Consider the following 17,546-nt stretch of genomic DNA (forward strand, 5'->3'; position numbering starts at 1 on the left):
GTCGCGGGCGCCAGGCCCCTCCTCCTGTTCTGCCGGGATGGATCGAGGGGGCGGCCGGGATGGGGTCATGGAGTCGCGGCCGTCGCGCATCAGGTTAGTGCCGCGGGCGCGGGGTGCGGAGCGGCGGGCGGCCGGCGATCGGCGGTTCAGCGGCGGGCGCGCCACTCTCGCTGCAGGATCGCGTAGACCAGCTCGTCGGTCCATTCGCCCTTGACCATCTCGTTCTCCACCAGGTGGGCTTCGCGGCGCATTCCCAGGCGTTCCAGCACCCGGGCCGAGGCCTCGTTGCGGCCGTCCAGGCGGCCGGTGATCCGGCGCAGGTTCAGGCCGTCGAAGCCCAGCTTCAGCAGGGCCCGGCCCACTTCGGTGGCGTATCCCCTGCCGTGGTGGGCGGGGTGGAAGACGTAGCCGATCTCCCCGCTGCGGTGCAGGCGGCTGTGCCAGAACAGCACGCCGTCGCCGATCAGCTCGCCGGTGGAGGCCAGTTCCACCGCCAGGCTCAGGGCCTGGCCCTCCTCCAGCAGCGCCGACTGGCCGATCCTGGTTTCGAGGACCTCGCGGACCTGCTCGGCGTCGCGGGGCCCCCAGTACAGGTAACGGCTCACCTCCGGCAGTGACTGGATGGCGTGCAGGGGGTCCAGGTCCGCCGGGGTGAAGGGGCGCAGGATCAGGCGGTCGGTGCGGATCGGGTAGGAAGGCTTCAGCACCCGGCCAGCGTAGATCAGCTCAAAGGGGGCGGGCCACACATTATCGCCCGGATGCGAGCGATCGGGGCCCGGCCTTTCCGGCCGGCCTCGGGCGGTCCGTTCACCGGCGGGGCGGCGCGCAGAGAACGAGGGCCGCCGGTGAAGCCGTCGGACTCGTCGCGTACGGCGACGAGTCCGACGGTGAGCAGGAGGGGTCCGGGCCGGTCAGTGGGCGCCGCCGGCCAGGTTGAGGACCGTGACCCCGCCGATGATCAGGGCGATGCCGACGACCTTGGCCAGGTTGATCGTCTCGCCGAGGAACAGCACGCCGATCGCGGCGATGACGGCGGTGCCGGCTCCCGCCCACACCGCGTAGGCCGTACCGACCTCCATCTGCAGTTTCAGGGCGCGGGCGAGCAGGACGAACGCGGCGACGTAGCCGGCCACGACGATGATCGTCCATCCCTTGTGCGCGAAGCCGTCACTCAGCTTGAGCGCGGTGGTCGCCAGAACCTCGGCGAGGATCGCCCCTGCCAGAAACAGCCAAGCCATGAACACTCTCCGAAAACCGGTAGGGGTGCAGCAGTTTATCGGGTGTGACTTTTCAGCCTTCGAGCGGCTCATGCCCGAGGTGGGCGCCGAGACAGCGCATTCGTCTTCTTGATCTCGCGGCGGCGGCTCCGGGGCTCCGAGTTGCGGGCGGTGTCGAAAGCGTGTTCCACTGATCGGTATGCGATGGGACGCGCCTCCCCTGCTCGCCGCGCCGCCCGACGCCAGGCCGCGGATCGAGCGCTCCGCGGTGACCCGGGTCCACGACGGGCTGACCTGCTACGAGGTCCAGGCGCGCACCGCGCTGGACCGCACCGCCGAAGGCTGGGCCGTCAGCCCCTACCGGGGGTGTGCCCAGGCCTGCCGCTACTGCGCGGTCCGTCGCGGCCACCGCTACCTGGGGCTGGACGCCGGAAGCGACTTCGACTCGCGGATCGTGGTGCGCACCAACATCGTGCGGCGGTTGCGTGCGGAACTGACGTCCAAATGGGACGGCGAGCCCATCGTCGTGGGGGTGGGTGGTGACTGCTACCAGGGCGTCGAGGACGTCTACCGGCTGATGCCGGGCATTGTCGCCGCCCTGCGCGAGGTGGGTGCGCCGTTTACCGTGCACACCAAGAGCCGGCTGATCCTGCGTGATGTCGATCTGCTGGCGGCGGCCCCCGGTGCGGGGGCGGTCATCTCCATCGCGTTCGTGGACGACCGGATCCGGCGGACCGTGGAGCCCGGCGCGCCGAGCGCGCAGAAACGCCTGGAGCTGGTGGCGGAGCTGAACGAGCGTGGTGTGCCGTGCGGGGTGGCGATGGCGCCGATCCTGCCGCTGCTCACCGATTCCCCCGACCAGCTCGCCGCCACCGTGCGCCGGGTGGCCGACGCTGGAGCGGTCAGCCTCACCCCGCACGTGTTGCGTCTTCCGCCCGGTGCCCGGGAGTGGTATCTCGCCTGGATCGGTGAGCACCATCCCGCTCTGGCCGCCCGTTACCTGGAGTTGTACGGCAAGAGCGCCGATGCCGATGCCGCCTACGTGGGCGGTATCACCGGCCAGGTCCTGCGGCTCGCCGCCCGCTACGGCATGAGCCCGACGCGGCCCGAGCAGCCCCTGCCGCTGGCGTTGCCCCCGCAGGCGCAGCTCACTCTCCTGTGACGTCCTCCCCGGTTTCCAAAATCGGGGATGTCCGGTGAGGCGGGCGGGGGCGGCGGTCGTGCGGGCTACGCCAGGGCGCTGCCCTTCTTCCACTGGGTGAACGACATCTGCCAGTAACCCCAGCCGTTGTTCCACTCCATCTCGCGGTTGGTACCCGTGATGTTGATCACGTCGCCGCGCTGGACCTGGTTGTAGAACCACTTGGCCTGGTCGGGCCGGGAGTTGATGCAGCCGTGGCTGACGTTCTGGCGGCCCTGGGCCCAGACGTTGTTCAGCGCGTGCACGTACTCGCCGCTGTTGGAGAAGCGGACCGCGTGGTTGATCATCAGGTCGTAGTAGCCGGGGTCGCCCTTCTTGCGGCCCGGGGAGATCATGCGCTCGGGGTTGGCCTTGCCCATCGCCAGGTGGATACCGCTGGTGGTGGTGTACTCCCGGGTGCTGGCGTTGCCCGCGCTGATCAGCATGGTCTGCACGACCTTGCCGTCACGCTTGACGATCATCTTGTGTTTGCGGGTGTCGACCGTGGCGATCTGGGCCGCGCCGATCTGGATGACCTTCGTGAAGTCCTTCAGCCCGTACATGTCCTTGCCGCCCTGCACGCCGTTGAGGTGGGCGGTGAAGGTCACCTTCTGGTGGGGCTGCCAGTACTTGGCGGTCCGGTAGATCACGGTCGTGTCGTTGATCCACCGCCACGCGCCCTGGGCGGGCTTTTCCGACTCGACCTCCAGTGCCTCCTCCACGGCGGCTTTTTCGGCGATCGGCTGGTTGAAGACAACGATGATCGGCGCCCCCACGCCGACCTTCTCCCCCTTGATCGCCGGGGTCACGTCCGCCACCTCGAGCTCAAGCTTCGGCTTCAACGTCTTGAACGAGCTGTTGACGGTCGTTCCGTCGACCGTGGTCGCCGAGACGGTGTAGTCACTGGCGGGTCTCAATGGGGCCTTGGACACCCATTTGGTTCGCATGGCGTCGAAGTCGCCGTCCACGGCCTGGCCGCCGCTTTCGACGGTGACTTCCTCAAGGGCCCCGCTGGCCGCGGTGACGACGACTTTCTTGTCGGGGCGCACGGTCTTGCTGCCCCCGGCGGGGCTGATCTTTATTACCGGTGCGGCCGGCGTGCTCTGGGCCTCCGCGCCCGGATCGGCGCCGGAACCGCCCGAGCCGGGGGGTGCCGTGGCGGCCGCGCCCCCCGAACAGGCTGTGGCCAATGCGGTGACGACCGCCATGGCCGCGGCGGCCAGCGGTGTCCTCAGGCCTCGACTTTCCACGTTTAGCACAACCCTCTCCCCCACTACAGCAAAGCGCATTTAAAACACTAATAGGAGATGCGTAGTGAGTGCACATGGTTGCGCCCAGTTTGGTAACGTTTCGGACACTTCGTAAGGTCAATAACATGCCAACCGAGAGTCAAGGGAAGGGACGGTGGCCAGGTCGGCGGCCTGGAACGGAAAAAGGTGCTTCCACCTGGCTGTTCGCCGCCGCCGTCACCCGCGCCCGCGCGAGGTGGCCGGCCGGGCGCCGGAGGCTTATGCGTTTTCCGCGGTGGGCGGTGAAATTTTCCCGTGCCCGCCACATACCGGGCCAGAAAATTCGGGGCGGTGCGCACTCGGCCAGGTGCGTGATCTGGCCGGCCAGAACCTGCCCGGCCAGGCGGGGCGGCCGGCCTGCGGCGTCATGACCGCGGGAGCTTTTTACGCCCTCAGGGTGAGCGAAGCCGGTGGGTGAGGCTGGTGTGGCGGCGCCCGGTGCTGCGGGTCCGTACCGCCTGCGCCAGTGCCCGGCGTGAACCGACGATCACGACGAGTTTCTTGGCCCGGGTGATCGCGGTGTAGAGCAGGTTGCGCTGCAGCATCATCCACGCGCTGGTGGCCAGCGGGATGACCACCGCCGGATACTCGCTGCCCTGGGAGCGGTGGATGGACACCGCGTAGGCGTGCGTGAGCTCGTCCAGCTCGTCGAAGGCGTAGTCGACGTTCTCGTCCTCGTCGGTCAGCACGGTCAGCTTGTGGTCGTCGGGCTTGATGTCGATCACCGTGCCCACGGTGCCGTTGAAGACCCCGGCCGCGCCCTTTTCGTAGTTGTTGCGCAGCTGGGTGACCTTGTCGCCGACCCGGAAGACCCGCCCGCCGTAGCGGCGCTCGGGCATCCCCTCCCTGGAGGGGGTCAGCGCCTCCTGCAGGGCGTTGTTGAGGTTGCCGGCCCCCGCGGCGCCCCGGTGCATCGGGGACAGCACCTGCACGTCCCGGCGCGGGTTGAGGCCGAACTTGCGCGGGATGCGGTTGGCGACCACGTCCACGGTCAGCGCCGCGATCTCCTCGGGCTCCTCGCACGGGAACAGGAAGAAGTCGGTCATGCCCTCCAGCGCCGGGGGCAGGCCGGTGTTGACCCGGTGGGCGTTGACGACCACCCCCGATTTCTGGGCCTGGCGGAAGATGTGGGTCAGCCGCACCCGGGGGATCTCCTCCTCGGCGGCCAGCAGGTCCCGCAGCACCTCGCCCGCGCCGACCGAGGGCAATTGGTCGACGTCTCCCACGAACAACAGGTGCGTGCCCGGGGCGACGGCCTTGACCAGCTTGTTGGCCAGCAGCAGGTCCAGCATCGAGGACTCGTCGACCACGACCAGGTCGGCGTCCAGGGGGTTGTCACGGTCGAAGGTGGCGTCTCCGCCGGGGCGCAGCTGCAGCAGCCGGTGCACGGTGGTGGCCTCGTGGCCGGTCAGCTCCGACAGGCGCTTGGCGGCCCTGCCGGTGGGCGCGGCCAGGATCACCTTGGCCTTCTTCGCGCGGGCGAGGGTGACGATGGAGCGCACGGTGAAGCTCTTGCCGCAGCCGGGGCCGCCGGTCAGCACCGAGACCTTCTCGCTCAGCGCCAGCCGTACGGCGGCTGCCTGTTCTTCGGCGAGCTCGGTGTTGGTCTGCCCGTGCAGCCATTTCAGGGCCACCTCCCAGTCCACGGCCGCGAAGGCGCCCAGCCGGTCGCGTGAGGAGTTCAGCAGGGAGCGCAACGCGCCCGCCAGCGACAGCTCGGCGCGGTGGAAGGGGACCAGGTAGACCGCCGGGACGATGGTGTCGCCGGCCGGGATCTCCTCGCGGACCACGCCCTCCTCGGCGACGAGCTCCTCCAGGCACTGGGCGGTCAGCTCGGCGGGGACCTCCAGGATCTTCACCGCGTCGCCGATGAGGTTGGGCGCGGGCAGGTAGCAGTGGCCGTCGTCGGCGGCCTGCGACAGGGTGTAGCGCAGGCCCGCCTTGACCCGCTCAGGGCTGTCGTGGGGGATGCCGACGGCCTGGGCGATGGTGTCGGCGGTCTTGAAGCCGATGCCCCACACGTCGTCGGCCAGCCGGTACGGCTCGCTCCTGACGACCGTGATGGAGGTGTCGCCGTACTGCTTGAAGATCCGCACCGCGATCGAGGTGGACACCCCGACCCCCTGCAGGAAGATCATCACTTCTTTGATGATCTTCTGTTCCTCCCAGGCGACGCCGATCATCTTGGTCCGCTTGGGACCGAGCCCGGGGACCTCGACCAGTCGCCCGGGGGCGGTCTCGATGACCTCCAGGGTGTCGACGCCGAAGTGGTCGACGATCCGCTCGGCCATCTTCGGCCCGATGCCCTTGATCAGCCCGGAGCCGAGATAGCGCTGGATGCCCTGGATGGTGGCGGGCAGCACGGTGGCGTAGGACCACACCTCGAACTGCTTGCCGTAGCGGGGATGGGAGGTCCACCGGCCGGTCAGCCGCAGCGACTCCCCCGGCTGGGCGCCCAGCAGCGGCCCGACCACGGTCAGCAGATCGCCGCCGGAGCGCTCGACGGCCACCCTGGCGATGGTGTAGCCGGTCTCCTCGTTGGCGTAGGTGATGCGCTCCAGAACGGCGTCCAGATGCGTACCGGAACCGCCGTGTTCCCCCTGCTGCACGCCACCTCCTTCAGCCCGGATTCACTTGCGCAAGTCTAGGCCAGCGCCGCACGGCGCGCCCCGGGTGATCGTCACCGTGCGCTGTCCGGTGTCCAGCGAAGGGTCATGTCGGGCAGATTCTCCATGTTCCGGTGGCCGTCGCTGGTGTCGGCAACGGTGAAACCGTGGCGCTCGTAGAACGCGCGGGCGTCGGTGTTCTGCTGAAAGACGTGCAGGGACACCCCGCCGGGGCTGTGTCGTCTGACCTCGTCGAGCAGCCGTGTGCCGAGGCCCCGGCGTCGGGCGTCCGGTCGCAGATAGAGATGTTCGAGCATGTCACCCTCAAGGGCGGCATAGCCGAGGATCTCCGCGCCGCGCACCGCCACCCACACGCGGCATGTCGTGAGCAGGACGTCCTCGGCCCACCGGGTGACCTGGTCGTGATCGCGCTTCTGCGGGGGCAGGTACGGCATGGTCGCCACCCGGGAGGTCATGTGGATACGAGCGATCACCGCCGCGTCCGCCGCGGTCGCAAGCCGGATCTCTGCCTTGCCGTCGTCACTCACGGCGGGAACCTACAGGGACATCCGAAGCACAATCCAGCAGATAACCCGGTCAACCATCCCGGCCGGAGCGCCGGCGAGTGGTGAGGCGCGCAAAATCGGGCTCATTCCTGCCATCTGATTGTCAAGGAGAAGAGGATTTCTCCCCCTTGAGGAGGAAGGAATCCCTCCTCTCGCACAAACGGGGAGGCTTTCCCACGCTCCGCCCTTGCCGGGGGGAGTTCACTTGTTTCATGACCCCCAGCGACCTCACCCCGGCACTGGCCGCCGTACTCACCCGGACACACGAACGATCTCCCGTGATGTCCGCCGTGCGCCGCGCGAAGGAACTGGCCGCCGAGCTGCACATCGTCTACGGCATCTCCGCCGACGTCCACGAGCTCCGTTCCGGTAAAGCGGCGGTGAGCGTGTACTGCGGGCTGCTGGTCTACACCGACGGCGAGTCCTTCCGGTGGACCAGCCCGGCGCGCAGTCGTTCCGGCAGGACCCTGCTCACCTCTGCCACGCAGGTTTCCACGGCTGCCGGGCAGCTCGCCGAGCATTACAAGGTACTGCTCGGCCGGGACGGCATCGACGTGCTGCACAGCGGGCTGCCCCTGCTGGGTGATGTTCTTCCCGTGCACCTTCGCGAGGTGCTGGACGCGGCCCCGGTGTGACGCCGTCGGAGGCCGCCCGACAGGCCCCCGCGCCGACCCGGCCGCCAGGTGGGGCCCGTGGCGTCGACTTCCGAGCGGATGAGCCCGTGACCGGAAACGGCTGGATTCGCGGGGGTACGGGGATGAGGCGAAGTTCATATGATCGCGGCATGGCCCTGGACTTGTTCGCAGGAATTCCGGTCACCGAGTACGCGGCGGCCCTGAAGTGGTACGAACGGCTGCTGGGCTCCCCGCCGGCGTTCTTCCCGAACGACACGGAGGCCGTGTGGGAGCTCGCGGAACATCGGTACGTGTTCATCGAACAGCGGCCCGAGCGCGCCGGCCACGCCCTGCACACGATCTTCGTCGACGACCTCGATGCGATCGTCGCGCAGATCACCGAGCGGGGACTCGACCCCGCGGAGCGGGAGACCTACTCCAACGGCGTGCGCAAGACCACCTACCGCGATCCGGATGGGAACGAGATCGGGTTCGGCGGAGCCCCGCTGTGACCGGCCTGGCTCAGAACCGATCTTCTAGGGTCGCCGGCCGACGGTGAGCATGTGGTTGGCGCCGCGCTGGAACTCATAGGGGACCTCGCGCACCTCACACACCAGCCCTTCGGCGCGCAGGTCCGCCCGTAGCGCGTCGAGGAAGGCGACCGGCTCGGCGTCTGTCATCCGGACCAGCGGGAAGATCCGGACCTCGCCACGGCAGACCCGGCTCATCTCCGCGATCGCCGCCCGGTGCCACTCCTGGCCGAACCTCCCCTGCCACCCCGCGCATGGCCAGGGCGTCCCGCGTCCCGCCTCGGCCACGCTCCCGCACGACTCCGGGCGGCGGCTTCGGGCTTCGGAGACCGCAGGAAGATCAAGGGCCTTCCCAGCGCCGGAACAAGACGATATGAACGGTGTGCGCCGGATATGTCGGGGGCGGCATCGGACGTTGCGACGGGGAGACCATCATGACCGTACGAGTGATCATCGAGGCTGTGGGCCGAACGGGGCTCTCAGCGGAACGGGTGCGCGAGGTGGCGGGGGCGCATCCCGCCGTGCTCGCACACCTGCAGAGCGCCGACGCCGCGACCCTGGTCGTCGGCGCCGCGGCGGCCCTCGGGCACGACCCGGACGAGCGGGCGCAGTTCCGGGCCAACGTGTTCGACCCGCTCTCCAACCGGGGAGTCGAGCTCCGCGGCACCCTGGACCGGCCCGAGGAGGCGCAGGTGCTGCCCAGCGCTTACCGCCCCAACCCGCGGGCGGAGGAGCTCCAGGCCGCCGCGGCCGTCCTGCGGGCCGACGAGCGCTTCCCCGCCGGAGACGACGTGCTGATCTACCAGCCGATGCCGCCCCTGGCCGACCTGGAGAACCCCGACGGCACCACCACCCGCCGCCCCACCCTCGGCGTCTACTCCCCCTCGGGTGAGGCCAAGCACCGGATCGTCGCCGTGGACATCGCCGCGGGCAGCGTCGACTGGTCTCCGGCCGGGGTCAGCGTCCTGATGCATCCCGGCGACTGCGAGTCGCACCTGCCCGCCCCGGTGGAGCAACTGCGCGACCGGGGCGGCCCCGACCAGGTACAGCTGCGCGTGGTCGACGGCGACACCGAGCTGTGGAACATGATCGTGGTGCGGCCCCGCGCCTCGGCGCCCCAGAACCCCGGGGACGGCTCGGGGGTGGAGCTGCGCAACGTGCGTTACCGGGGCCGGATCGTCCTGCGCCAGGCCCACGTGCCGATCCTCAACGTCCAGTACGAGGAGGACGGCGAGACCTACCGCGACTGGCAGTACGAGGAGACGCGTTTCTCGGCGACCGGCAGCGACCCGGTGGGCTGGGGCTGGCGGATCTGCACCCAGCCGCCCCGCACCATCCTGGAGCGCCCCGACAACGACGCGGGCAACTTCCAGGGTGTGGCCTTCCACTACGCCGACGGCGAGCTGCGGATCGTCAGCGAGCTGGCCGCCGGCTGGTACCGGTACGCCTCGGAATGGCGCCTGACTGACGGCGGCACGATCAAACCCCGCTTCGGCTTCGCCGGGGTGCGTAACCCGCGCACCTGCATGCGCCACCGCCACCACGTCTACTGGCGTCTCGACTTCGACGTGGAAGGCTCCGCCAACGACGTGATCGAGCAGTTCAACGACACCGGCTCGACCGTTCCCGAGGCGGTGCCGATCGTGCAGGAGGTCGCCCGCAAACGGCGCGCGCCCGCCCGGTTCTGGCAGGTCACCGACAAGACCAGCGGGCGCGGATACCAGATCCACCCCGGCGAGCACGACAACACCACCGACCCGTACGGCGTCGCCGACCTGTGGTTCCTGCGTCACCATCCGGCCGAGCTCTACGACGGCAACCCCGGCACCAACAACCAGGCCATGCTGAACCGCTTCGTCAACGGCGAGAGCGTCAGCGCCACCAACGTCGTCGTCTGGTACGCCGGGCATTTCCGGCACGACCAGAACGAGCCCGACCAGCACCAGGGACACGTCGTCGGCCCCGACCTGATCCCCGTCTCCTGAGCGCGCCCGCTGTCACCTGAGGGCCGATCCCCGCGAGACGCGGGGATCGGCCCTCAGGGATCGAGGTCGCCGGTCTGGGGATCGGCGACGTGGATGTGGCGGCGGTGCCGGGGTGTGGTCAGGCCCGGCAGACGGTTCCGGCCGGGGGCAGCTTCAACTCGGTGAGGTACCGATCGGCGTGCTCGACCACGCATGTGGATCCCGTCAGATACATGACATGACCAGGCCCGTCGTACAGCACCGAGGTGGAGCCGGGGATGGTGCGGGTCAGGCTGTCGGTCCATGGGAAATCGGATTGGCTGCCGGCTCCCAGGAACGGCGGCAGTCCCTTGACCGGCAATGGCCGGGCCGGGTTGGCCACCGGGATCTTCCAACCGAAGCAGACCAGGCCGTCGAAGGCGCTGTAGGGCATGTCCGGCGAGATCCTCCGGGCCTCCCTCAGCGCTTCGCGGTGCTCGGCGTAGGTGGTGTAGCCCAGACCGTCGGGACACCGCAGCGCCAGGACGATCGGCTGGGTGTAGACCGCCAGCAGACCCAGGACGTTGTCGGCGAACGCTGAGCCGTCACCGTGGCGGGCCTTGTCCACGGCCTTGGCGAAAGCCCCGGGGTCCGCCGCCGAGAGGCCGACTGCGACCTGCAGATGGAAACCGGTCAGCTTCCCCTTACCGAACTGCGCCGACGTGACCGGAATCGGTGAGCGGTCGGCGTCCCTGAGCAGCTTGCGCCAGACCTTTCCGCATCCTCCCCATGCAGCGCGCAGGTGGACGTGCGCGCGCACCAGTCGACGAACCTGCGGAACTGCTTCTCGGTTGGCCACCCCGAGCAGCCAGGGCAGCAGAGAATCACTGCTGATCCGCACCTGGCGGCGTCGTCGCCACGCCTCCAAGAACACCACCGAGGTCAGGTCTTCGGCGGCCGACCAGTCCGCAGTGCGCCGAAAGCAGTGGTTGTAGACGCTGCGGGCATGCCGGTCGAACAAGGTCCCGAAGGCCCCGCCGTCGCCGCCGGCCGCGCGCGACCACAACTCGAGATCTGTATCCACACCCGGCCTATGTCCGTATGTTCAACAGAGTTCCCGAGGGATCCTTCACCATCGCATAACGGTGCAGGGAGTCCGGCGGTATTCGCTGGTCGGCTGCTATGGCGAGCTTTTCCTGCCCTTGATCGCAGAGGATCGCGCCGCCCGCCCTGTTCTCGACAAGTCAAGATCAAGTTCTTGTCGGCCTTAAGGCCCCATTCCATTTTCGGTTCCAGATGGCGGCAACCTGCCGACAGCGCCCGGCCGGCGTCATGCGTCCTGTTCGGTGTCGGCTTCGCCAAGCGATGATCTCGGCCATCCTCAAGATCATTCCTTGGCGTACGTTCTCTCTTCACTGTTCCTCAAGGGCCGGCGAGGGACGCGCCGCTCACCGGCTCGCCCGGGGACCTCCTCCAAGATCCCCGGGTGAGCCGGCACGGGCACGGCCGGCGAGACTTCTGCGAACCCTGACCGTGCCGGTTCGGCGCCCTCGCGGGAAAACCCCGCGAGGGCGGCTAGCGCGTGTAGACGTTGGGCCGGGCCGGGGCCGCCATGCCGGAGCCGATGAAGAAGCTCGGGTGCGGCGGCTGGTTGTAGGCCGTGTTCTGCCAGGCGATCGCGGTGCGGTACTGGACGTCGTGCATGAGAGTGAAGATCCGCCGGTCGGTGACCGCGGTGGTGGAGTAGACGCGAAGCGCGGTGTTGTCGGCGGTCGCCCAGACGACCTCCTCGCGCCAGTCGCCCAACAGGTCGCCCGAGAGCGCCGGGGTGGACTTGGTGCCGTTGTTGGAGTGCACCCCGCTCGCGGTCAGCAGGCGGTTGTCGGCGCCGGTGCCGTACTTGTCGATGTGCGTGCCGTCGAGCAGCTCGCGCACCGGATCGGCGTCCCACCAGGTGAGGAAGTTCATCGAGGACGGCTTGCGGCCCACGTTCTGGCCCCGGGTGTTGAGGATCCCGTCCCCGCCCGAGGCCGACCACGACTCGGCTCCGGCGCTGCCGGACCAGATGTCGGCCGACACTCCCCTGCCGTTGTCGCCGCCGGCGGCGGTCTGCCACAGGATCTGCCCGGTGCGGGCATCGGCCATCCACGAGCTGGGCTTGGAGGCGTCCTCGTCGACCTTGAACACCTCAAGGCCCGTCCTGGAGGGGTCCAGGTCACCGACGTGCATCGCGTCTCCGTGGCCGAGGCCGGTGTTCCACAGGCCCCTGCCGCCCTCGTCGAGGGCCATGGCCCCGTAGACGATCTCGTCCCTGCCGTCGCGGTCGACGTCGGCGACCGAGAGCTGATGGTTGCCCTGCCCGGCGTAGGCGGAGTTCCCCGAGGCCGCGGAGTCGAACTTCCAGCGCTGGGTCAGGGCGCCGTCGCGGAAGTCCCAGGCCGCGACGACGGTCCGGGTGTAGTAGCCGCGGGCCATGATCAGGCTGGGGCGCCGGCCGTCGAGGTAGGCGGTCCCGGCCAGGAACCGGTCGACCCGGTTGCCGTTAGCGGCCGTCACCATCGAGGTCGCCCACGCTCACGTCGTTGGCGGCGTAGGTGTAGGCGACGCCGTCCGGCGTGGTCCCGCCCGCCGGGGGCTGGATCGGCACGTCGAGGTAGGTGCCGCCGGTGAAGCGCAGGGAGGACTCGGAGGCGGCCTGCTCGACGCCGCCGACCACCGGGCGCACGGTGTAGGAGGCGTCCGCCGCGGCGTCCGCGTCGAAGTGGTTGGTGGAGGCGGTGAGGGGTAAGGAGTTCACCTTGGTCGCGCCCCGGTACAGGTTGAACGCCACGTCCGCGGGGTCGGTGCCCAGCAGCCGCCAGGCGACGAAGTTGCCGCTGCCGGCCCGGGCGCTGATCAGTCCCCGGTCGAGGTCCTCCACCTGCCGGGCGTCACCGGCCGGAGGCGTGGGGGTCACCGTGGGGGTGGGCGTCGGCGTCGGGGTCGGTCCTGTCGAGCCGGTGCAGGTCACGCCGTTGAGTGTGAACACCGCCGGGACGGGATTGGCGGTGTTGTTCCACGAGGCGTTGAAGCCGAACGAGACGGTGGCGTCGGTGGCCAGCGCGGCGTTGTACCCGGCGTCCGCGGCCGTCACCTGGGCGCCGCTCTGGGTGATCGCGGAGTTCCAGGCCTGGGTCACCTGCTGGCCGGCGGTGAAGCCCCAGCCCAGCTTCCAGCCGTTGATCGGGTCACCGAGGTTGGTCACCGCCACGGTGCCGCTGAACCCTCCCGCCCACTGGGTGGAGACGGAGTAGGCGACGCGGCAGCCGGCCGCGGCGGCCTGCGCGACGACGACCGAGGTCGCGGTCGCGGCGATCGCGAGCACGGCCGCCGAGCAGATCACGCGTAGGCGGCGAAGGGACGGTCTTGATGATCCGGACATGCTCTTCCCCATGGTGAGCGAATCGGCGCGCTTCACTTGGTCACGATGGCCGGAAAGCGCTTTCGCGACTCCCATCACATATCGGGAATCCGGCCACCACGCCATCGCGGGGAGTTCGCCGTCCTTTCGCCGAAAGGCGCCGGCGTCCGGCGCGCGCTCCCGCAGGCTGCGACGATCCGGCGCCCACGCGGCCGCAGAGCCCCTCCCGTGGGCGTGAGCGCAGGTGAAACTTTCAGCCGGTCACCGCCCTGGGTGCTGGAGGGCCCGCGCCTCCGGTGGGCGCGCCCGCGTCGGGCGCGCGGAGCCGTACCCGCCTCCCGTGAATCACCCTTTATCCCGTTAAAGCGATTTGCGATCGCCCATCCCGGCCAGCATGCTGGACGTCATGCTGATCAGGGACGCGACGTCCGACGACTGGCCGGCGATCTGGCCCTTCCTCCGCCAGATCGTCGCCGCCGGTGAGACCTTCACCTGGGACCGCGACGTCAGCGAGGAGCGGGCCCGGGCGATGTGGCTCCTGGAGCCTCCGAGCCGCACGGTCGTCGCCGTCGGCCCCGACCAGGCGATCCTGGGCACGGCCAAGATGAATCCCAACCACATGGGGCCCGCCTCCCACATCTCCAGCGCGAGCTTCATGGTCGATCCCGCTCACGCCGGGCGCGGCGTCGGCCGGGCCCTGGGCGAGCACGTCCTGGACTGGGCGCGCGGCGAGGGCTACCGCGCGATGCAGTTCAACGCCGTCGTGGAGACCAACACCCGGGCGGTGGCGCTGTGGCGCTCGCTCGGTTTCGAGGTGCTGGCGACCCTGCCGGAGGGTTTCAAGCACCCGGCCGAGGGCTACGTCGGCCTGCACATCATGTATCGGCCGCTCTGATCGCGCGCGACGGCCGTCGGTCGCTCACCGGGCATCGGGTGAGATCCACGGGAATGAGGCGCGAAGGGCTCCCTGCGCGGGCGGCCCGTGGGCGGCGCATCTGATGCCCCCTCTCGACGCCCTGCAGTGGGCGGTGGCGCTGCTGGCCCTGTTCCTCGTCGGCTTCTCCAAGACCGGCGTCTCCGGCGCGGGGACGGTGGCGGTCGCCCTGTTCGCGTTTGTCCTGCCGACCAGGCTGTCCACGGGCGTCCTGCTGCCGCTGCTGCTCGTCGGCGACGTGGTCGCCGTGGCCGTCTACCGCCGCCACGCGGACTGGCCGAGGCTGCTCAGGCTCTCCCCGTGGGTGGCCGCGGGCGTGGTCGCCGGCGCCCTCGTCGTCGGCTGGGCCGACGACGCCCAGATGAGACGGCTCATCGGCGGGATCCTGCTGGCCATCCTCGCCGTCCACCTGTGGAACCGGCGCCGCGGCCCCGACGCCTCGCTCGCCCACCACCGGCTGATCGCCGCCCTCGCGGGGATCTTCGCCGGCTTCGCCACCATGACCGCCAACGCGGCAGGGCCGATCATGGCCCTCTACCTGCTGGCGGCGGGCCTGCCGATGCTGGGGTTCCTCGGGACCAGCGCGTGGTTCTTCCTCACGCTCAACGCGTTCAAGGTGCCCTTCAGCGTCGCGCTCGGCCTCATCACCCCGGCCACGCTCGCGTTCGGCGCGCTGACGGCCCCCGCCGTCCTCGCCGGGGCGGTGGCCGGCCGCATGATCATCAGCCGGATCGACCGGAAGTTCTTCGAGTGGACCACGGTCGCGCTCACCCTGGTCGCGGCGGTGCGCCTGCTGGTGTGAGAACGGCGGCCCGACGGATCGGCAGGTCACCGCCGGGGCGCCCGACGGCCATCCTGGCCTGGTGCGGCCCCGGCCGCCGATGCCGGCAGGACTCCAGCGGTACTACCCTGGGTGCACTTTGTCGTGCCAAGGAGGGGCCAGCTGATGTCACCGGTTCTGGAGAGTACGGCTCGCGCGCTGCTGCGCAGGGTCGCGGTGGAGCAGGCCGAGTCGCGGATACCGTCCCTGGCGGTGGCCGTGGTGCGTGACGGGCGGCTCGCCTGGTTCGGCTCGCGCGGCCAGGTGGAGGGAGCCGCGCCCACCGAGACCACCCAGTACCGGATCGGATCGATCACCAAGAGCATGGTCGCCACCGTGGTCATGCGGTTGCGCGACGAGGGCCGCGTGGACCTGCTCGACCCGATCGCCAAGCACATCCCCGGCATCCCGGTCGGCGAGGTGACCGTCGCCCAGCTGCTGTCGCACACCTCCGGACTGAGCGCCGAGTCGCCCGGCCCGTGGTGGGAGCGGACCCCGGGCATGCCGGTGGAGGAGCTCATCGGCCGGCTCGGCCCCGAGACCGCCCGGCACCGGCCTGGGCGCCGCTACCACTACTCCAACCTGGGATTCGGCCTGCTGGGAGAGCTGGTCGCCCGGCACAGGGACATGAACTGGGCGCAGGCCGTACAGCAGGAGATCCTGCGGCCGCTGGGCATGGACGACACCACGCCCCGGCCGCGCGCCCCGCACGCCACCGGCTACGCCGTGCACCCGTGGGCCGACGTGCTGCTGCCCGAGCCCGAGCACGACGCGGTCGCCATGGCCCCGGCGGGGCAGCTCTGGTCCACCCCCGCCGACCTCGCCCGGTGGGCGGCGTTCGTGGCCGGAGACACCGGCGGCGTCCTCGATCCGGCCACCGTGGCCGAGATGCGCGAGCCCGCGACCGTCGACGACGGCGACGCCTGGACCGGCGGATACGGCCTGGGCCTGCAGCTCACCCGCGCGGGTGGCCGCCGCCTGGCCGGGCACACCGGCTCCATGCCGGGCTTCCTGGCCACCGTGTGGGCCGACCCCTCCGACAGGGTCGGCGTGCTTTTCATGGCCAACTCCACCTCGGGGATGAGCCGGGGCCTGCTGACCGACCTGCTGGCCATCCTCGATGAGCACGAGCCGCGCCTGCCCGCCGAATGGGAGCCCGCGGGAGCCGACGCGGGCCTGCTGGAGCTGACCGGCCCGTGGTACTGGGGGCCCAGCGCGTACGCGCTGCGGCTGCTGCCGCAGGGAGACGTGTGCCTCAATCCGGTCGTCGGCACCGGCCGCGCCTCCCGGTTCGCCGCCCAGGACGACGGGACCTGGCTCGGGCTGGACGGCTACTACGCCGGTGAGATCCTGCGCGTGGTCCGCCGGGCCGACGGCTCGCTCAGCCACCTGGACCTCAACACCTTCGTCTTCACCCGGACCCCCTACGACCCCGCGGCCGAGGTGCCCGGCGGGGTGGACCCCGGCGGCTGGCGCGGCTGAGCGGCGAGCGCCCCGGCCGGACCCGCGGGCCCGCCGCAGGGACCGTGCCGGCGGCCGCGAAGGCGACGGTCTCCATCCGCCATGCTCCGGCGCTCGGCGAGCCGGAACCGTCGCCCTGACCGCGGCATGGGCCCTACGGCGCCGGTCGCCGAAGCCGTTCACGACGGGCGCTCCGGCCACCGCCGCGGACCGCGGTGGTGGCCGCGGTTTTAGTGGCTGACCTTCTCGTCCCGGTGCGGGAGCTTCCAGTTGGGCCGGACGAAGTGGCACGTGTAGCCGTTGGGGTAGTGCTCGAGATAGTCCTGGTGCTCGGGCTCGGCCTCCCAGAAGGGCCCGGCCGGCTCAACCTCGGTGACGACCTTGGCCGGCCAGAGACCGGAGGCGTCGACGTCGGCGATCGTGTCCTCGGCGACCTTCTTCTGCTCGTCGTTCGTGTAGAAGATGGCCGACCGGTAGCTGAGCCCTATGTCGTTTCCCTGGCGGTTCTTCGTCGTGGGGTCGTGGACCTGGAAGAAGAACTCGAGAAGGTCCCGGTAGGAGATCGTCTCCGGGTCGAAGACGATCTCGATCGACTCGGCGTGGGACCCGTGGTTCCTGTAGGTCGCGTTGGGCACGTCCCCGCCCGTGTAACCGACCCTTGTGGAGATCACGCCCGGGCGTTTACGGATGAGGTCCTGCATTCCCCAGAAGCAGCCTCCGGCGAGGATCGCGACTTCAGTCGTTCCGGTCATCACTGTGCTCCTTCGTCTGAGTGCCCGAACAGTCTGCGGTATGCGCCGTGGCCTTCGCCCTCCGGCCCCCGCCCAGCCGGACGGAGCCAGGAGTGGCCGGGCCGCTGCGGTCTCCCTCAGACCAGGCGAGATACCATTTCACTGCGGGCCGTACTGAACGCGGTGATCGCTCGCGTCGTCCACCACGCAGTATGAGACTAACCATGCTATAACGCACCCCGGCTCGGCGACGGC

17 protein-coding genes are annotated in these 17,546 nt (G+C 70.0%); 7 read left to right on the top strand and 10 right to left on the bottom strand.

Annotated elements, in window-relative coordinates; all coding sequences use genetic code 11:
- Nucleotides 1–146: 146 nt before the first annotated feature.
- Both CHC08_RS35490 and CHC08_RS35495 read right to left on the bottom strand, forming a co-directional pair.
- Nucleotides 147–707 (bottom strand): GNAT family N-acetyltransferase, encoded by a 561-nt coding sequence (locus CHC08_RS35490; RefSeq protein ID WP_089211799.1) that lies wholly within the window; start codon nt 705–707, stop codon nt 147–149.
- Between the two features lie 204 nt (nt 708–911).
- Nucleotides 912–1,238, bottom strand: coding sequence for a DMT family transporter (locus CHC08_RS35495; protein ID WP_089211758.1), 327 nt, complete (start codon nt 1,236–1,238; stop codon nt 912–914).
- 178 nt (nt 1,239–1,416) lie between these two features.
- On the opposite strand from CHC08_RS35495, the gene CHC08_RS35500 reads away from it, so the two are divergent.
- Nucleotides 1,417–2,379: a radical SAM protein gene (locus tag CHC08_RS35500; protein WP_089211759.1), complete on the top strand. Its 963-nt coding sequence runs from the start codon at nt 1,417–1,419 to the stop codon at nt 2,377–2,379.
- Between the two features lie 65 nt (nt 2,380–2,444).
- On the opposite strand, the gene CHC08_RS35505 is transcribed toward CHC08_RS35500, so the two are convergent.
- From CHC08_RS35505 to CHC08_RS35515, 3 genes are all read right to left on the bottom strand, one after another.
- Nucleotides 2,445–3,647 (bottom strand): L,D-transpeptidase, encoded by a 1,203-nt coding sequence (locus tag CHC08_RS35505; protein WP_245878764.1) that lies wholly within the window; start codon nt 3,645–3,647, stop codon nt 2,445–2,447.
- A 431-nt stretch (nt 3,648–4,078) separates the two neighbouring features.
- Entirely contained in the window at nt 4,079–6,295 is a 2,217-nt protein-coding gene (gene recD2 / locus CHC08_RS35510) for an SF1B family DNA helicase RecD2 (RefSeq protein ID WP_089211760.1), read from the bottom strand.
- 71 nt (nt 6,296–6,366) lie between these two features.
- Entirely contained in the window at nt 6,367–6,840 is a 474-nt protein-coding gene (locus CHC08_RS35515; protein ID WP_089211761.1) for a GNAT family N-acetyltransferase, read from the bottom strand.
- 230 nt (nt 6,841–7,070) lie between these two features.
- Between CHC08_RS35515 and CHC08_RS35520 the strand changes: the two genes are divergently transcribed.
- On the top strand, nt 7,071–7,493 hold the full coding sequence (locus CHC08_RS35520) for a hypothetical protein (RefSeq protein ID WP_089211762.1): 423 nt from the start codon (nt 7,071–7,073) through the stop codon (nt 7,491–7,493).
- Nucleotides 7,494–7,642: 149 nt separating this feature from the next.
- Nucleotides 7,643–7,984, top strand: a complete 342-nt coding sequence (locus CHC08_RS35525; protein ID WP_089211763.1) for a VOC family protein — start codon at nt 7,643–7,645, stop codon at nt 7,982–7,984.
- Nucleotides 7,985–8,008: 24 nt separating this feature from the next.
- On the opposite strand, the gene CHC08_RS35530 is transcribed toward CHC08_RS35525, so the two are convergent.
- Complete coding sequence (locus tag CHC08_RS35530) at nt 8,009–8,290, bottom strand: hypothetical protein (protein WP_143653469.1); 282 nt, start codon at nt 8,288–8,290, stop codon at nt 8,009–8,011.
- A 146-nt stretch (nt 8,291–8,436) separates the two neighbouring features.
- On the opposite strand from CHC08_RS35530, the gene CHC08_RS35535 reads away from it, so the two are divergent.
- Nucleotides 8,437–9,987, top strand: a complete 1,551-nt coding sequence (locus tag CHC08_RS35535; RefSeq protein WP_143653470.1) for a hypothetical protein — start codon at nt 8,437–8,439, stop codon at nt 9,985–9,987.
- 118 nt (nt 9,988–10,105) lie between these two features.
- Here CHC08_RS35535 and CHC08_RS35540 read toward each other — a convergent pair whose 3' ends face one another.
- The 3 genes from CHC08_RS35540 to CHC08_RS51915 form a co-directional block, all read right to left on the bottom strand.
- Nucleotides 10,106–11,029 carry a sigma factor gene (locus tag CHC08_RS35540; protein ID WP_089211766.1) on the bottom strand — a complete coding sequence of 308 codons (924 nt, stop codon included), beginning with the start codon at nt 11,027–11,029 and terminating at the stop codon, nt 10,106–10,108.
- A gap of 491 nt (nt 11,030–11,520) precedes the next feature.
- Complete coding sequence (locus CHC08_RS51910; protein ID WP_245878765.1) at nt 11,521–12,504, bottom strand: rhamnogalacturonan lyase family protein; 984 nt, start codon at nt 12,502–12,504, stop codon at nt 11,521–11,523.
- The gene (locus CHC08_RS51915) at nt 12,488–13,402 is read right to left on the bottom strand and encodes a cellulose-binding domain-containing protein (protein ID WP_245878766.1); all 915 of its coding nucleotides are present in this window, start codon (nt 13,400–13,402) and stop codon (nt 12,488–12,490) included. The genes CHC08_RS51910 and CHC08_RS51915 overlap by 17 nt, the downstream gene beginning before the upstream one ends.
- A gap of 337 nt (nt 13,403–13,739) precedes the next feature.
- Between CHC08_RS51915 and CHC08_RS35550 the strand changes: the two genes are divergently transcribed.
- From CHC08_RS35550 to CHC08_RS35560, 3 genes are all read left to right on the top strand, one after another.
- Nucleotides 13,740–14,240: a GNAT family N-acetyltransferase gene (locus CHC08_RS35550; protein WP_089211767.1), complete on the top strand. Its 501-nt coding sequence runs from the start codon at nt 13,740–13,742 to the stop codon at nt 14,238–14,240.
- Between the two features lie 103 nt (nt 14,241–14,343).
- A complete protein-coding gene (locus tag CHC08_RS35555; protein ID WP_089211768.1) occupies nt 14,344–15,081 on the top strand; it encodes a sulfite exporter TauE/SafE family protein in 738 nt (245 codons plus the stop codon).
- Nucleotides 15,082–15,225: 144 nt separating this feature from the next.
- The gene (locus tag CHC08_RS35560; RefSeq protein WP_089211769.1) at nt 15,226–16,581 is read left to right on the top strand and encodes a serine hydrolase domain-containing protein; all 1,356 of its coding nucleotides are present in this window, start codon (nt 15,226–15,228) and stop codon (nt 16,579–16,581) included.
- A 209-nt stretch (nt 16,582–16,790) separates the two neighbouring features.
- Here the strand turns inward: CHC08_RS35560 and msrA are convergent, their stop codons facing one another.
- Nucleotides 16,791–17,312 (bottom strand): peptide-methionine (S)-S-oxide reductase MsrA, encoded by a 522-nt coding sequence (gene msrA, locus CHC08_RS35565; protein ID WP_089211770.1) that lies wholly within the window; start codon nt 17,310–17,312, stop codon nt 16,791–16,793.
- Between the last annotated feature and the right edge of the window lie 234 nt (nt 17,313–17,546).

It is taken from the genome of Streptosporangium subroseum, assembly GCF_900188345.1.
Lineage (GTDB): Bacteria > Actinomycetota > Actinomycetes > Streptosporangiales > Streptosporangiaceae > Streptosporangium > Streptosporangium subroseum.

Bases quoted from the DNA above. Each gene is read 5' to 3' on its own strand.
- CHC08_RS35495 (WP_089211758.1), bottom strand. From the start codon at position 1,238: ATGGCTTGGCTGTTTCTGGCAGGGGCGATCCTCGCCGAGGTTCTGGCG.
- CHC08_RS35500 (WP_089211759.1), top strand. From the start codon at position 1,417: ATGCGATGGGACGCGCCTCCCCTGCTCGCCGCGCCGCCCGACGCCAGG.
- CHC08_RS35520 (WP_089211762.1), top strand. From the start codon at position 7,071: ATGACCCCCAGCGACCTCACCCCGGCACTGGCCGCCGTACTCACCCGG.
- CHC08_RS35525 (WP_089211763.1), top strand. From the start codon at position 7,643: ATGGCCCTGGACTTGTTCGCAGGAATTCCGGTCACCGAGTACGCGGCG.
- CHC08_RS35535 (WP_143653470.1), top strand. From the start codon at position 8,437: ATGACCGTACGAGTGATCATCGAGGCTGTGGGCCGAACGGGGCTCTCA.
- CHC08_RS51910 (WP_245878765.1), bottom strand. From the start codon at position 12,504: ATGGTGACGGCCGCTAACGGCAACCGGGTCGACCGGTTCCTGGCCGGG.
- CHC08_RS35550 (WP_089211767.1), top strand. From the start codon at position 13,740: ATGCTGGACGTCATGCTGATCAGGGACGCGACGTCCGACGACTGGCCG.
- CHC08_RS35555 (WP_089211768.1), top strand. From the start codon at position 14,344: ATGCCCCCTCTCGACGCCCTGCAGTGGGCGGTGGCGCTGCTGGCCCTG.
- CHC08_RS35560 (WP_089211769.1), top strand. From the start codon at position 15,226: ATGTCACCGGTTCTGGAGAGTACGGCTCGCGCGCTGCTGCGCAGGGTC.
- msrA (WP_089211770.1), bottom strand. From the start codon at position 17,312: ATGACCGGAACGACTGAAGTCGCGATCCTCGCCGGAGGCTGCTTCTGG.